Genomic DNA, 16,674 nt, shown 5'->3' with positions numbered 1-16,674 from the left:
AGTATATGAAAAGCTTGAATACAAACGATCCATTGGCACATACCGCCAATATAAAAAATGAATTCAGGGTATTGATAGATCATTTACGGGATGATATTAAAAAAGTAAATGACCCGGCGGCAAAAGCGCTTTTTGAAACATCTGCTGAAGTGCTTACAGGACTTGAAAAAGCATTTAGTGATTATGAAAGCAAGAGTGAACCGGCCTGGCAAAATGGGTAGTAGCAGACAAATGCAGTATTGGTTTAATTTATAGTTAATACCATACTATTTTCAAATATACCATGAAATTGGTGGACTAATTCCGAACATTGGCTATGAATGATTGCGGATGCAGGCGGTAACGCCCGGTCCGCAATTATTGTTTATACAGGTGCCTGGACAACCAAAAACTTAACCCAGCATGTTTATACCAGAACCAGTAAGGATACGAATTAATTTTGCTGTTATCTTCTTTGCTGTTTTTTGCTTACCCGTTTTTCGTGGTATGACGCAACCGGTAACCCTTTCCATTAAGGAAACGCTGGAAAAGGTAGCGCATAACCTGCCGCAACTGGAGGCTTACCGTCAACAGACCGAAGCGGCTAAGGAAAACATTTCCCTGGCCAAAAACAGCCTGGTGCCTGACCTTACTGCAGGTTACCAGGTGAACGTAGCCACTTTTAACAACATCACCGGCATGAGTTACCCGGGGTTTTTACTGCCCATCAGCGGTCCGCCTTCGGCAACCAATGATCTGAACTTTATTCCCGGTACTGCCCTGGGCGCCCTGGTAAAATGGAACCCGATCACCTTTGGGCAGCGCAATGCTGCTATTGAAAAGGCGGCTGCTCAGTACAAACAGGCAAATGCCGCTTATAATGAACAATTATTTCAATACCAATACGCAGCTGTTAATGTATACCTGGAAGCACTTTATTTGAAACAGGTGCTTCGCATTTCTGAAGCCGTTTCGGGCAGGTACAAAGTAAGTCTTGAACAATCGCTGGTATTGGCAAAGAACGGGTTAAAACCCGGCATTGATACGGCGCAGTTTCAGTCGGTGATCATTCAAACCGAAATAGATTACCTGCAAACGGAGAAAACATACCTGCAAAAACTGGAGGAACTGACCCGCTTAACAGGTATGGAGGTAACAGCAGAGAAAATGGTGCTCACAGATTCCATACTCAAACCTTCATTAAGTATTGAAGATTCTTCCGCCATCAGCAATCACCCGTATTTATTAAACCTGGAAGCTCAAAAGCATACAACGGAAGCTGGTTTACGCGAAATACAACGTGGCTGGGTGCCGCAGTTGGATGTGTGGGGTAATCTGTATGCCCGGGGCTCGGGTGTTAATGCCAGTGGGGTAGTGAATAAAAGTGATGGCTGGGGCTTGTCAAGAACCAATGCCGGCATCGGATTGCAACTGAGTTTCCCGGTGTTACAGTTCAGCCGGTTCAGCATAAAGAAAAAACAATACCAGTCACTATTGCGATCAGATGAAGCGCGGCTGGCCCAGGCCCGGCTGGATATTTCCAAACAAATAGAAAACGCCACCCTGCAATACCGGCAGGATGCGAAAATTGCGGCAAAAACGCCGGTGCAGCTGCAAATCGCCACCGATGTATACGAAGGGTTGAAGCTGAGTTATGAAGCGGGCCTGATCGATTATACCCGCCTGTACCAGTCGCAATATGAATTAACAAAGGCCGAATTGAGCAATGCCACGGCGAAATTGCAATTATGGCGGTCGTTATTGTCTATTGCCATTGCCAAAGGAAACCTGGCCCTGTTCACTGACCAATTGTAACTGATTATATGAAACTCATTATAGCAGCATTAAGGCATCCCATCACCATCCTGGTAGCGATCTTCGCCATCCTGTTCTTTTCCTGGCTGGCGGTGCGCAATACAAAGGTAGACATCTTCCCGAAGCTGGGTTTGCCAACAGTATATGTAGCCCAGCCGTATGGCGGGTTATCGCCCGAACAGATGGAAGGGTTTATCACCTCTTATTATGAATATCACTTTCTATACATCACCGGCGTGAAGTATGTTGATTCCAGATCGGTGCAGGGGGCGGCCCTTATTAAGATAGAATTTAATGAAGGTACAGATATGAGCCAGGCGATGGCTGAGGTAGTGGGCTATGTAAATCGTTCCCGGGCTTTTATGCCACCGGGTACTGTGCCGCCATTCATCACCCGTTTCGATGCAGGCAGTGTGCCTGTGGGGCAACTGGTGTTCAGCAGCGAAACCCGGTCACTGGGTGAGATCTCCGATCTGGCTTTATTTAAGGTGCGTCCCATGTTCTCTACGCTGCCCGGGGTTTCGGCGCCGCCGCCATTTGGCGGTAACCAGAAAACGGTGCTGGTAACCGTTGATCCCGATAAGATCAGGAATTATCATTTAACGCCCGACCAGGTAGTGCAGGCATTGGTAAAAACAAATACGATCAGTCCGGCCGGTAACATACGCATAGGCGATAGTACTTATATAACTCCGCAAAACAGTGTAATAGAAAGCCTGCAGGACCTGCAGAACATGCCCCTGCAGCTGGGCAGCGGCCCTGCGGTGTATGTAAAGGATATTGGCAATGTGTCGCTGGGGAGTGATGTAACCACCAGTTATGCCCTGGTGAACGGCAAACGTTCGGTATATATTCCGGTTACCAAACGGGCAGACGCCAGTACCTGGGACGTAGTGCAGCGGGTTAAAGCAGCGTTGCCCGAAATGCAGGCGGCCATTCCCGATGATATCAAAGTGTCGTACGAATTTGACCAATCGGGTTATGTGATCAGCGCGCTGAAAAGTTTATTGTTCGAAGGAGGTTTAGGCGCTTTGCTCACCGGTTTGATGGTGTTGTTGTTCCTGGGCGACAGGAGAGGGGCGCTCATTGTTGTGCTTACCATTCCGCTGGCCTTGCTTACCTCGGCCACTTTGTTATACCTCACCGGGCAAACCATTAACATCATGACGCTGGGCGGACTGGCTTTATCGGTTGGCATCCTGGTTGATGAAGCAACGGTGACCATTGAGAATATCCACCGTCATATGGAAATGGGAAAAAGCAAGGCCAGGGCCATTGCTGATGCCACGAAAGAAATTGCCGGTCCCAAATTGCTTATCCTGTTAAGCATCCTGGCGGTTTTTGTTCCGGCGTTGTTTATGAACGGGGTGCCGCGGGCTATGTTCCTGCCCCTGTCGCTGGCGGTAGGTTTTGCCATGATCGCTTCTTTCCTGTTATCACAAACATTTGTACCGGTTATGGGAAACTGGCTGATGAAGCATCATTTGAATAACAAGGAAAAAACATCCGGCGCCTTTGACCGGTTTAAAAATAAGTATGCGCAAAATGGCCGCCGCCTGCAGGGCAGTGGAGGTGTATTGACTGTGTTGTTTGTAGTATTGTCTATTGCAGCTGTTGTGGGATTATTTACTGCAACAGGTACAGAACTATTCCCGGCCAGCGATACCGGGCAAGCGCAGGTTCGTTTGCGGTTGCCTGCCGGAACAAGGATGGAAAGAACGGAGGATGCTACCCGTACCCTCTTGGGAGCAATAAATAAAATTGCCGGTAAAGAGAACGTGCTGATCTCTTCTGCCTTTGTGGGAACCCAGCCTTCGAGTTTCCCGGTTAACCTTATTCACTTGTGGACGGGCGGACCGCATGAATCCGTTACAAAGATCAAATTGAAACCAGGTGCTATCGGGTTAAATGCATTCAAAGATCAATTACGGGCCGCAGTTGCCAAAGCAATTCCCGCGGCGAAAATTTCATTTGAACCGGGAGATCTTTCCGAGCAGGTGTTGAACCTCGGTTCTACCAATCCCATCGAGATTGCCGTAGTAAATAAAAACCTGGAAGAAGGTAAGAAAACGGCCAGCTGGTTGTATGAACAGTTATCGGCGGTGCCATACCTGAAAGATGTGCAGATTGCCACACCGCTTAATTATCCGGCCATCAAGATAGATGTTGACAGGGTAAAAGCCGCACAATTAAATCTCACTACCGATCAAATAACCAGGTCAACTGCTGAAGCCACTTCATCAAGCCGCTTTACCTCACCCGCCTACTGGCTCGATAAAACAACGGGCACCGCATATATCATACAGGTGCAATATCCTGAATACCGGATGAACAATACCACCCAGTTGGAAATGATCCCGGTGGCTGCCGATAACGGCAACCTGCATTTACTGAATGAAGTGGCCAGCTGGAAACGCACCACCATGCCGGGTGAGTACGATCGCCTGAACCAGCAGCGGTATATTACTATTACGGCCAATGTGCAGGGTCGCGACCTGGGCGGTGCGTTTAAAAAAGTAAACACGATAATTAGCCATGCGCCGGTTCCCAAAGGCGCTAAAATAATATTGCGTGGCCAGCCGGAATTATTAAAGGATACGCTGAGCAGTTTACAGTTTGGATTGCTGGTAGCGGTGGTAGTGATCTTTTTATTAATGACGGTATTTTTTCAGTCTTTCCGCATTGCTGTTAGCATTCTGTCGGTGATCCCGGCGGTAATAGCAGGTTCCCTGCTGTTCCTGTTGCTTACCGGCAAAACCCTGAACATTCAATCGTACATGGGTTGTATTATGGCAATAGGAGTTGCCATTGCCAATGCGGTATTGTTTATAACGGCAGCTGAAGTGCAAAGAAAAGCAGGCGATGTTCGCACCGCTTACCTGGTTGCCTCGGAAAGCAGGTTGCGGCCCATTCTGATGACAAGCCTCGCCATGATCGCCGGTATGCTGCCCATGGCAATTGGGCTGGGCGGCAGTGGCGATCAGCTGGCGCCGTTAGGGATTGCCGTTATTGGCGGATTGGTGTGTTCAACGCTGAGTGTATTATTCTTTTTGCCACAGGTATATCATTACGCGGTTGGAAAAAGAAATTATGTGTCTGCATCGCTCGACCCCGATGATGCGAACAGCAAAAATTTTAATGAACAATAAAAGCAATCGCCGCTTATGAAATATTTTATTGCAGTAGCAGGAATAGTTGTATTGACCGCTTGTGAAAGCAAAGCCCCATTGCCTGTTGCTGCCCCCGCCAACGCCCTCGATACCGTTCCCGTTTTTGTACTGCACGATACCAATGTGACCAAGAATATTGAACTGCCTGCGGAATTGCTGCCGTATGAACAGGCAGCGTTGTTTGCCCGGGTGCCCGGTTATGTAAAAGACCTGAAAGTTGATATGGGCGATAAAGTGCGCCAGGGACAAACACTGGCCATTATTGAGGCGCCTGAACTGCAAACGAAGTATGCGGAGTTTCAGGCATCGTTACAGGCGGCGAAAGCAAAATACATGAGCAGCGCCGATGTATACCAACGGTTGTCAAAAGCATCGCAGGCAAAAACACCGGGCATTGTAGCGCCTGTTGACCTGGAACGCAGCCGCAATCAATACCTCGCAGACAGCGCCAGTTACGAAGCATCTCGGCAACTGGCCCGTTCCTATAAAGAAGTGGCCGGGTACCTGGTGCTTACCGCGCCCTTCGATGGCGTAGTGACCGCAAGGAATGCAGACCGCGGCGCCCTGGTTGGCAATAACCAGGCGATCTTAACCGTACAACGAAATAATAAATTGCGCCTGCGGGTAGCAGTGCCTGAGTTGTATGTGGCATCGGGCGCTGTGTCGAAGACGGCCAATTTCAGAGTAGATGCATTTCCCAATAAATTATTCCAGGCCACCCTCACCCGCAAGAGCGAAAGCATAGACCCGCAAACCAGAACGGAGTTATGGGAATATGTTTTCGACAACAGCAGCCGCGAACTCAAAACCGGTTCTTTCGCCTATGTAAAACTAGGCTTGCAACGAACGGGAAATTCCTTTATTCTGCCACCCACTGCCGTTGTTACCAACCAGGAGCGCAGGTTTGTGATAAAAGTAAAAGACGGCAAAGCCGCCTGGGTGGATGTGCGGCAGGGTATGTCGACCGACAAAGGATTAGAGGTGTTTGGGGATTTGAATAATGGCGATACATTAATGGTAAGAGCTACCGATGAAAGAAAACCAGGAAGTATGGCGTGGTGGAAAGTGGGGCATTTTTGATATTTTTGTTCTACACCAGAACAAATTGTCACATAGTATATAGTTGGAGAGTAGCGCTTTATATAATGAGAGAGATCTTTTTCAACGCATAGCCCAGGGCGATGCGCAGGCATTTGCAACGTTTTACGACGCTTATGCGGTAAAGCTGGCCCTGTATGTATCCCGCTTTCTGGGTTCGGAACTCTGGGCGGAAGAAATTGTGCACGATACCTTTCTGAAATTATGGTCCATCCGCGAAACGTTGACCACCGTTGAAAACCCGGCCGCCTTTGTTTACCGCATGATCGCCAACCGGGTGAAAGACCACCTGAAACACCAGGAACACGAAGTGAAACTGCAGCAACACCTGGTTCGCTATTTACAACATGCCAATACCACCCAGGACCTGCTGGATTATCAGATTGGTGAAAAATTGTATCGCCAGGCCGTTCAGCAATTGCCGGCGCAACGGGCCCTTGTATATAAGATGCGTCACGAGGAGGGAATGAGTTATGATGAAATTGCCCGGGAGCTGGAGCTCAGCCGCCACACGGTTCGCAACCTGTTGAACCTGGCGCTGAAAGACATCCGCAACTACCTGCTGCAGCATGGTGATATCACTGGCGCTGTGGCACTTATCTTCTTTTTAAAATAATTTTTAAATAATTATTAAATCATTTGGTACTTCCTTACCAGTCAATCGTCATTATAGTCGGTGGTTGTAGGGACAATCATTTTTTATTATGGCAACAGATAGTCAGCATATCATTTATTTATTAGGCAGGTATTCCAGTGGACAGGCAACCTCCAATGAGGTGGACCAGCTGCTTACGCTGTTGCGCACCGAAGACCACGATGAAACGGTTGTTTCATTTATCGAAAATCAGCTAACGACGTTTGAACCCAATAATGCAGAAGACATTGCTTTCTGGAAAAACCGGTTGAAAGGAGGGGCTCAACAGATTACCGGTGTCGCTATTGACTCAAACGACACGCCTGTTGTAGAAATTTCTGAGCTTGTCCGGCCAGTCCATCGCGTACACTTTTTACGTAAATGGGGTTGGGCAGCCGCATCCATTATCCTTGCATTGAGCCTTGGCGTTTACCTCCTTACAACAAATACAAAGCGAACGCTGCCACCTGCCAATGTTGTACAGGCTGCCGACATAGCACCCGGAAAAAACGGCGCAGTGCTTACACTGGCCGATGGATCGAAGGTGGTATTAGACAGCCTGGGCAACGGAGTGGTTGCCTCACAAAACGGCGCGCAGGTGGTTTTGAAAGGCGGATCACTAGCGTATGATCCCAATGGCTCTACCAATGGCGAAGTGGCCTACAACACCATGAGCACTCCCAAGGGCCGCCAGTTCCAGGTTACCCTGCCCGATGGCACCAAAGTATGGTTGAACGCCGCCAGCTCCTTGCGTTATCCTACCGCATTTACCGGAACCGAACGGAAGGTAACGGTAACCGGCGAAGCTTATTTTGAAGTAGCGCACAATGCGCGGATGCCATTTGTGGTGAATGTGATTGATAAAGAGGAGGTGACAGTGCTGGGCACGCATTTTAATATAAATGCTTATGAGAATGAGAAGGCGATTCATACTACGTTGTTGCAGGGGAGTGTGAGAATAAGCAGTAGGCAGTGGGCAGTAGGCAGTGGGGAAGAGGCAAAAGGAGAACAATCAGTAATGCTAAAGCCTGGTGAACAGGTATCCCTTTCCCAGTCATCTCAGCTATCCCATCCAATCCCGGTTCAGACAGATGAGGTGATAGCGTGGAAGAATGGCCTCTTCAATTTCGAGGGCGCTTCGCTGAGTGAGATCATGCGGCAGTTGGAAAGATGGTATGATATAGAAGTAAGTTATGAGAAAGGTATTCCGGACGTTGAGTTTGAAGGCAAGATGACGCGCGATGTTCCTTTGAGCGATTTGTTAACCATGTTGGAAAAATCAGATATACATTTTAAAATAGAAGGCAGGAAGCTCATAGTACTGCCCTGAAGTTAAACCAAACCGTTCCCTTATCCACATTTATACCTAACCTCCTTATCATTATTGATTGAATGCTGTGATGGCCCGCAGAATACTGCGTTGTGCCAAACGGGATGCTATTGCCCCTGATAAAACAGGCGCCTCCTTATGGGCCTGCCGAAATAAATGGATACAGCCCTGAAAAAACAAACCGGAAGTGTTCGCTGCACTCCCGGTTTCACTCGCCGAATCCGCCAGCTGGCGGAGAAGGAGAGTGTCGTCCGCCGTAGCCTTAGCACAGGCGGACAATGTTGAGGTTGCATCCAATGTGTAGTTACCATCATTTTTAAACAACCTAAACTGTTCACAATTTATGCAAAAAACTGCTGATTGTGGCCGGTCCTGTCCGCCTGCACGCAACCGCGAGCCGGAGGAGAGGCGCCACAACCTCGCCAAAATTAAGCTGGTTATGAGATTGACCGTTCTTTTATTAACTGCTGCTTTGGTTCAGGTGCATGCTACCGGTCTGGCCCAAAGTGTTACACTCACCGGTAAGACCCAAAGCCTTAAACAGGTTTTTGCGGCTATTGAAAAACAAACGGGCTATGTTGTGTTCAGCAAGAAAGGGATCCTGGAAAATGCAAAGCCGGTAACCTTTAGCGCACAGAATATGCCCCTGAACGAGTTTCTGAACACGGTGCTGAAAGACCAGGACCTGTCGTTCAGGATCTCGGGTAAAACCATTATGGTTTTCCAGAAATTAAAGTTCTTAACAATAACCCCACTTGAGAATGTGAAAGAAATGCCTGCTTGTGTAGAGAGCAGGATAGTAATAGAGGGAACGGTTGCTGACACGTTGGGTAAACCGCTGGCTGGCGCAACCGTTAGTATTAAAGGAAGAGCCGGTGTGGCTACAACCGACAACCAGGGCCGATTCAAAGTGTCCGCAGAACCTGGCGATGTGTTGATAGTGAGTTATGTTGGGTACGCCACCTCCTACCTGAAGGTGGGGAAAGGAACCCCATCGGTGCATATTGAACTGTCGCCTGCCGTAGCGGTTCAGGATGAATTAGTGATAACCGGCATCTTCAACAAACCCAAAGAAAGCTACACCGGCGCCAGCCGGGTTATTTCGGAGAAAGAGATCAAACAATTCCAGGGCCGTAACATCTTTGTTACCCTGGGCAATATAGATCCCTCTTTTAATGTAGTTACCAATAATACAATTGGTTCCGACCCTAACAAAGTACCCGAAATACAATTGCGTGGTACCCGTAACCTGCCCAACCTTGACCAGTTTCAGGGTGGAGGCGCCGGTACGCAAACCATTACCGACCAGCAGTATCAGTACCAGGCTGCTGCATTGAATGCACCGCTGATCATTATGGATGGTTTCCCCATTACCCTGCAAAGGATGATGGATGTTAACGTGAATGAAATACAGAGCGTTACCCTGCTGAAAGACGGTTCTGCCACCGCGTTATATGGGTCAAAAGGCGCCAATGGCGTAATTGTGATCACCACCAAACAACCGATGGCCGGCAAGCTCAAAGCTACCTATAGAGGAAGCACCACCCTGAACCTGCCCGATCTCAGCAGCTATCACCTGTTGAATGCCCGCGACAAACTGGCCCTGGAAAAGGCATCGGGTTTCTATTCCAACCCCACCAAAACGCCGGCAGATAACCTGTCGATGGAAGCATACTACAATCAGATCCTGGGCCTGGTAGATGCAGGTCAGAATACCGACTGGCTGGCCATTCCGTTACACACGCAGGCCGATCAGAACCATGCCCTCCGGCTGGAAGGCGGCGATAATTCTTTCCGCTATGCCATGGAAGGACAATACAACCGCATTAACGGGGTAATGAAAGGTTCCAGCCGCGAAACTATAAACGGAACCATCAGTCTTTCTTACCGGTTGAATAAACTGAATTTCTCCAACAGTCTCCGTATTGGTAGTAACAAAAGCAACAATAGCCCGTATGGCGCCTTTGGCGATTATGCCAGGCTGAACCCTTACTGGAGCCCGTACGATGCCAAAGGAAATGTGGTGCAAAGCTTTCAGCCCTTTAACCTGCCTTACTGGGTACAGGCTAACAAAGGCAGCAACCCCTACGCCAACCCGCTGTACGATGCTACACTGAATACATTCGACAAAACGGCCTATACCAATATCAACGAAAACTTCCAGGTAGATTACCGGCCGGTGAACCACCTTACGGTGAACGGTGGTATCAGCATCAGCACTACACAGGGAAGCGGCGATGATTTTAAGCCTGCGTCACACTCTGCTTTTTCGCAGTATGTAGCCGCTGACGTTTTCCGTAAAGGATCGTATAACTATAGCACCAGTAAAGATTACCAATTGAACGGCCGGGCCCAGGCTATTTACAATAACCTGTGGCGAGGTGTGCATGGACTTACAATTGGGGTGAGCGGTGAGATCAATGAATCAAAGACCACCTCTTATAATATCGCCGCAGAAGGTTTCCCCGATGAAACAGTTGACTTCTTAGGCCGTGCCCTTCAATATGCGCAAGGTGGCGCACCTACCGGTTCGGAAGGTACCACCCGCCAGGTTGGTTTTGTAAGTTCTGCCAACTATGTGTATGACGATCGTTATTTTGTTGACCTTACTTACCGGGTAGACGGCTCCTCACAGTTTGGTACCGACAAACGCTTTGCGCCCTTTTATGCATTGGGTGGCGGCTGGAACCTGCACAAGGAAAGATTTTTAAGAGATCTTACCTACCTGGACCGGTTAAAACTGCGCGGTTCCTATGGCGTTACCGGTAATGCCGCATTTGGCGCTTATCAACCCTTGTCAACTTATTCCTATATCCTTAACGACCGGTATAAGAACTGGATCGGCGCTACGCAAACAACCCTGGGCAACCCTAACCTGCAATGGCAGCAAACAGATAAAGTGGATGTGGGTATAGATGCGCAGTTGCTAAACAACCGCATTTCTTTTACTGCCGATTACTACACCGAAAAAACATCGAACCTGTTGTCTTCGCTCGATCTGCCTTATTCAAACGGCTTTACCAGCTACGTGGAAAATATTGGTGAGTTACAACAAAAAGGTTGGGAGGTGAGCACCCGCGTAACCATTCTTAATAATACCTGTAACTGTACAAACGGTTTAACATGGTCAGTGACGGGAAATATTGCGCACAACGAAGACAAGATCGTAAAACTGTCTAATGCATTGAAGGCGGCCAATGAAAAGCTGGCGTTGCAAACTGATTATACTACCAATTTACCGAATAAGATCATTCGCGAAGGCGCTTCGCAAAATACGATCTATGCCGTGCGTTCGCTGGGTATTGATCCCAGCACCGGAAAGGAATTGTATTTAAACAAAGCAGGCGAAGTTACCTATACCTGGAATGCGGCAGACAGGGTGAATGTAGGATTATCACAACCGAAATACCGCGGAAACGTAAGCACCATGCTTCGTTACAGAGGCTTTACTTTCAATGCTTCATTCGGTTATCGTTTTGGCGGCCAGATCTACAATCAGACATTGATCGACAAAGTAGAAAATGCCGACAGGTGGTTGAATGTTGATCAGCGCGTGTTCAGTGACCGCTGGCAAAAACCGGGCGATCATGCAGCCTTCCGTGGCCTGAACGAAACTTCACAGGTGATGCCATCCTCACGTTTTGTGCAGAATGAATCAACTTTCATTTGCCAGAATATGAACCTGAGCTACGATGTTTCCAATCGTGCTTTTCTGAGGCGGATCCACATGCAGGCCCTGCAGCTGTCTGCCAATACCGGAGAAACATTGTATTTCTCTACCATTCGCCAGGAGCGTGGACTGGATTATCCATATACCCGTCAGATAAGCTTTTTCGTGTACGCAACCTTTTAATTGAATTCACATGAACAAGATCACCACCACTTTATTAATATCCGGCGCTTTGGTTTTTACCGGCTGTAAAAAATGGCTCGATGTAAAACCAATGGGCCAAAGCACCAAAGAGGAACAATTTCAAAGTCAGAAAGGTTTCCGGGATGCGCTTACCGGCGCTTACCTCGATCTAAAGAGCAATGATGCCTATGGCAATAACATGATGTATGGCACCATTGAATTGATGGCGCGCAATTGGGATGTGGCCAATATCAATTTAACCAGCCTCGCCGCGTTGTCCAATGCCAACTATCTCGACGCTGGCGCCAGAGCTTCGCTTGATGCCATCTATGCAAAAGAATATAAGGTAGTAGCGGATGTGAACAGCATTCTGGAGATGATAGATGGTAAACAGGATATTTTCCAGGACAATAACTATGCATTGATCAAAGGTGAGGCGCTGGCGTTAAGAGCGTTTTGCCATTTTGATGTACTGCGCCTGTTTGGCCCCATGCCGGCTACGCCAACAGCCGGTCCTGTATTACCGTATGTTACGGAAGTAACGAAGGATATAGCGCCGTTGTTGAATTACGATGATTTTTCGAAGAAGGTGCTGAATGATCTCGATCTGGCTGATTCGTTGCTGAAAGATGTTGATCCCATAACGCAATTTTCATTGGCTGAATTGAACCCGCTCCAGGGTTCTGCCGCTGTACCGCCGGTGTCTGATGATTATTATATGTATCGTCAGATCCGGATGAACTACTATGCGGTACTGGCGCTCAAAGCCCGGGTATACAACTGGCTCACGCCACGGGGCGATATAAACCGGCAGAACGCTGTTAAATATGCGCAAATGGTTATCAATGCAAAAACGCATACAGGGTTGTCTACTTTCAGATTAGGGGAGTTGAAAGATCAGCAGGGCGGCGATTACTCGTTCACCAGTGAGCATATTGGCGCGGTGAATTATTATAATTTAGGTCCAACGGTAATAGGCAATTTTGACGAAGCCGGTAACCTGGCCCGTTATGACTTTAACATCCAGGATGGATTCTACTACCTCAACAACCTGTTCCCGGTAGCTGAAAGAGCAACCGATGCGCGGTTTGTAGGCCAGTGGTCATACAAAACCACCAGTGGGTTAACCCAGTATGTCAAATACAAGAAATTTTACCAGAAAGATGCAGGGCTGAATCCCAATAACCAGCTCCCGTTGCTTCGCCTCAGCGAAATGTACCTGATACTGACCGAGTGCGCGCAAACCAAGGCCGATGCAGAAAGCATTTACCTGGCTTATTGCAATAAAAAGGGGATTCCCTTCACTTCAGGCTTTAGTGCCGCTGACTGGGTAACAGACCGCAAGAATAAAATGATCAGGGAATATGTACGCGAGTTTTATGCAGAAGGGCAAACCTTCTTTACGTACAAACGCTACAATGTAACCACCCTGCCAGCCAGCTGGACCTATGCTTATTACCAGGGTACAACGGCCAGGTACGTGGTGGCTAAACCTGATCGTGAAATTAATTATCATAACAACTAGTGATTACTATTATGAAAAAATATAGTTGCATTATGGTTATACTGCTGGCTATTGCCGCAGGTTGTAAAAAGGCTGAATACATGGGGTACAGTGGCGGTGTTCATATACAGTTAAAAGACACCCTTGCCACGAGCTACACCTTCATATATGAAAATGCGTCGGTTACCAGGGATACCTTCCTGGTTGATCTGAAAACGATCGGTGGTATTGCAGACCATAACAGGGCATATACTGTAGAGCAGATACCGGAGTATGATAAAACCTATAAGTATGATCCCGCTACCAATAAAGTCATCGATTCTACAGTTACCCCCAAACCCTTTACGGCAGTGGCCGGTATACATTATGTACCCTTTACCGATAAGGGCGCGCAAGCAATCATGTTTATTACGGCAGACAGTGCTACCGGTGAATTACCCATCATCCTGCTCAGGGATACCAGTCTGAAAAAAAATTCTTATCGTTTACGTATAAGGCTAACTGCCAATGATGAGTTTGCGATCGGGGAAAAGTATGCCATCGAAAGGACCATTATTTTCTCCGACAAGCTGGAAAGATTTGCTTCGTGGAAGACGGATGATTATTCATCGCCTGCATATGGTTCATTTGGAAAATACAGTACGGGTAAACACCAGTTCATGATAGATGTACTGAAAGTGAGGATCGATGAAACCTGGTACCAGGCTGTTGCAGCCGCACAGGCACAGCAGCATTATAAGAACCTGTTGCGCGATGCATTGACTGCGTTCAATTCCGATCCGGCCAACCTGGCTTCCGGGAAGGCGCCGGTACGCGAAACGAGCGATCCAAACAGTCTGGCCATTTCCTTTCCTAATTAATCATCAACTCCATTACAACAATGAATAAATTATTTATACTGGCTGCCGGTTTGCTGGCTTTGCTGGCGGCCGCTTGTAACAAAGACGATAGCACTGCGGCCGGACCGATGGTTACATTAAAAGTGACGGGTTTAAAGGACACCTTTAATTTATATACCCACCAGGATTTTTTAAAGGTTTCACCCGTAGTGGAAAATGAAGGCAGTTATGATTTTTACTGGACACTGTTCTCCACCAACTTTGCGGCAGTGAATAACCTGGGCATCATAAAGCCCGATACGATTGCCAAAACAAAAGACCTGAATTACCAGGTGCTGAAAGATCCCGGCGCTTATATTCTCGTGTTCAATGCAAGAGATAAAGCTACCGGTATAGTACGGCAGGTGAATATGGTAGCAAACTTCACTACGCTTACCCTCAATGGCTGGTACCTGGTGAAAGACAACGGTGGTACAACCGATATGGATTTTATTTATAACGGCGGCCGCATCAACAACTTTATCGCCTTCTACAATGGTGGTCAAAGCCAGGCTGGCGCAGCAGTACAGGCTGTATTTGTGCCTCAGTTCAAAACATCGTTGACCACGCAAAATACGTATTCCGCCATCATAGTATTGTCGAAGAATGATGCAGTTATATACCGGGTAGACAATGGGTCGAAGGCAATGAGTTTTGACAGCAACATGTTCTTTTCAAAACCAACGGTGAAAAACCCACAGGCGGTGTTTCAGCCCATCAGTACCCAATACCTGGGTTTCATCAATGACAATAAATATTATTCCCTCACAAAAGGCGCCTTGTTCGCCAATGCCCCTCAAACCCTGAATGGCATTTCGTATACCAACCTGTCGCCTCTTACGGCCAATGTTGCACTTGATCTGGGTTGGGACCCTACACGTAAATCTATGTTCGGGTATAGCACTTCCACTTTTCAGGAACTGATAGTTAATTCCACCAATGGTGTTAATAAACTGAAGAACGTGAACGGCCAGCTGCAATGGATGGCTGGTTATACCGGCAGCCGCAGTGTGGCCATGGTATTGTTCCGCAACCCGCAGGACACCGGTTATTTTTATAAGTTAAACGGAACGTATGGACCTATAGCACTAGGCAGCGGCACCGTGATCATGAATGCCGATACTCTGAAACCACAACACGGGTTAATGAATGCCACTAATATTTGTGGTAATTATGATGTTGATCTTATTTACTATGTAACCAATGGCAAAGTGTATATGATGGATGTGGCCAGCGCCTCTGAAACTTATCTGTTCGACCTGCCTGCGGGTGAAACGGTAACAGCCATGCAACACGTTAAATTTCCTGATCCCGTTGGTACCCCGGTTCCCGTTTCAACGTTGAGCTACGTGGCCATTGCTACCTATAACACCGGGCATTATAAAGTGTATCTGTGTCCTATCAGCGGCACCGGTACCCTTTCCTTACCGGCGCAACCTGCTTTCACTGGCGACGGCAGCATTAAGACCATGATCTATATGGAAAAAGGCGCCGGTACGCGGGAGTTTTAAAACTGTTACCAGATACCGGTCACAAAACAAGCAAAAACTATATGAAATTCTTCTTTGTTGTAATAGCCTGTATTGCATATACAGGGAATCTTTCAGCCCAGGACACTGCGCTGCTGGCCAAACAGCAGGGCGTGTTGAAAGCCGCGCTGGCCGGTGTTGATAAGAAACTGGAAGACAGGGCGAAGCTGTACTATGATGCGCAGGCGAAAAAAGTAAAATATGATACCATCGGGCTTGCCCAATGGCGGTATGAAATGAAATTGCTGAAGGACGACCGGCGGCGGCAGGAGATCGCTTTTATCAAAGCGCATCCTGATTACATCGCAAGTGCAGACGCATTGAAAGACGCAGTGGGTTATTTGCCCGATGATATCAGCATTTATGATAGGGTATTCAAAGGACTAAGTAAAGCCGTACAAAAAAGTAAAGAGGGTATTTCTGTAAAGAAGACCATCGATGCATTTATGCTGGTACGCATTGGTGCAGCTGCACCGTTGTTTACGCAGCCCGATACTGCAGGGCATGCCATTAATCTGAAAGACTTTCGTGGAAAATATGTACTGCTCGATTTTTGGGCCAGCTGGTGCGGCCCCTGCCGGGAAGAAAACCCGAATGTGGTAAAAGCGTATCAGCAGTTCAGGGATAAGAATTTTACCGTGCTGAGCGTATCGCTTGATAAAGCCGATAAAAAAGACGCCTGGATAAAAGCCATCAACGATGATAGCCTCACCTGGAATCACGTGAGTGACCTGAAGTACTGGGACAATGCCGTGGCAAAATTGTATGCCATCCGGTCGGTGCCTCAGAACTTTTTGATAGATCCCGGTGGCACCATCGTAGCCGCTAACCTGCGAGGGGAAGAATTGATTAAAAAATTACAGGAACTGATCCTTCATTAATAA

Annotated in this window: 11 protein-coding genes; all 11 read left to right on the top strand. The window is 47.7% G+C overall.

The features are described 5' to 3' along the window. The first annotated feature begins 5 nt into the window (after positions 1 to 5). On the top strand, positions 6 to 221 hold the full coding sequence (locus NIAKO_RS20000; protein WP_014220263.1) for a hypothetical protein: 216 nt from the start codon (positions 6 to 8) through the stop codon (positions 219 to 221). A 265-nt stretch (positions 222 to 486) separates the two neighbouring features. Next, the gene (locus NIAKO_RS19995) at positions 487 to 1,794 is read left to right on the top strand and encodes a TolC family protein (protein ID WP_041347046.1); all 1,308 of its coding nucleotides are present in this window, start codon (positions 487 to 489) and stop codon (positions 1,792 to 1,794) included. Between the two features lie 8 nt (positions 1,795 to 1,802). Then, positions 1,803 to 4,943, top strand: a complete 3,141-nt coding sequence (locus NIAKO_RS19990; protein ID WP_014220261.1) for an efflux RND transporter permease subunit — start codon at positions 1,803 to 1,805, stop codon at positions 4,941 to 4,943. Between the two features lie 15 nt (positions 4,944 to 4,958). Then, positions 4,959 to 6,044 carry an efflux RND transporter periplasmic adaptor subunit gene (locus tag NIAKO_RS19985; RefSeq protein WP_014220260.1) on the top strand — a complete coding sequence of 362 codons (1,086 nt, stop codon included), beginning with the start codon at positions 4,959 to 4,961 and terminating at the stop codon, positions 6,042 to 6,044. Between the two features lie 43 nt (positions 6,045 to 6,087). Further along, a complete protein-coding gene (locus NIAKO_RS19980) occupies positions 6,088 to 6,678 on the top strand; it encodes an RNA polymerase sigma-70 factor (protein WP_014220259.1) in 591 nt (196 codons plus the stop codon). An 88-nt stretch (positions 6,679 to 6,766) separates the two neighbouring features. After that, entirely contained in the window at positions 6,767 to 8,026 is a 1,260-nt protein-coding gene (locus NIAKO_RS19975; RefSeq protein WP_014220258.1) for a FecR family protein, read from the top strand. 343 nt (positions 8,027 to 8,369) lie between these two features. After that, positions 8,370 to 11,879 (top strand): SusC/RagA family TonB-linked outer membrane protein, encoded by a 3,510-nt coding sequence (locus NIAKO_RS19965; protein WP_014220257.1) that lies wholly within the window; start codon positions 8,370 to 8,372, stop codon positions 11,877 to 11,879. Between the two features lie 10 nt (positions 11,880 to 11,889). After that, positions 11,890 to 13,404, top strand: a complete 1,515-nt coding sequence (locus tag NIAKO_RS19960; RefSeq protein WP_014220256.1) for a RagB/SusD family nutrient uptake outer membrane protein — start codon at positions 11,890 to 11,892, stop codon at positions 13,402 to 13,404. Between the two features lie 32 nt (positions 13,405 to 13,436). Beyond that, positions 13,437 to 14,243, top strand: coding sequence for a DUF4843 domain-containing protein (locus NIAKO_RS19955; RefSeq protein WP_014220255.1), 807 nt, complete (start codon positions 13,437 to 13,439; stop codon positions 14,241 to 14,243). Positions 14,244 to 14,263: 20 nt separating this feature from the next. Beyond that, a complete protein-coding gene (locus NIAKO_RS19950) occupies positions 14,264 to 15,772 on the top strand; it encodes a PKD-like family lipoprotein (RefSeq protein WP_014220254.1) in 1,509 nt (502 codons plus the stop codon). Positions 15,773 to 15,813: 41 nt separating this feature from the next. Next, positions 15,814 to 16,671: a peroxiredoxin family protein gene (locus tag NIAKO_RS19945; RefSeq protein WP_014220253.1), complete on the top strand. Its 858-nt coding sequence runs from the start codon at positions 15,814 to 15,816 to the stop codon at positions 16,669 to 16,671. The last annotated feature ends 3 nt before the right edge of the window (positions 16,672 to 16,674 follow it).

Source organism: Niastella koreensis GR20-10, from assembly GCF_000246855.1.
Classification (GTDB): Bacteria; Bacteroidota; Bacteroidia; order Chitinophagales; family Chitinophagaceae; genus Niastella; species Niastella koreensis.
The sequence above is the reverse complement of the archived record's forward strand: the minus strand, read 5'-3'. Positions and strand labels throughout refer to the sequence as shown.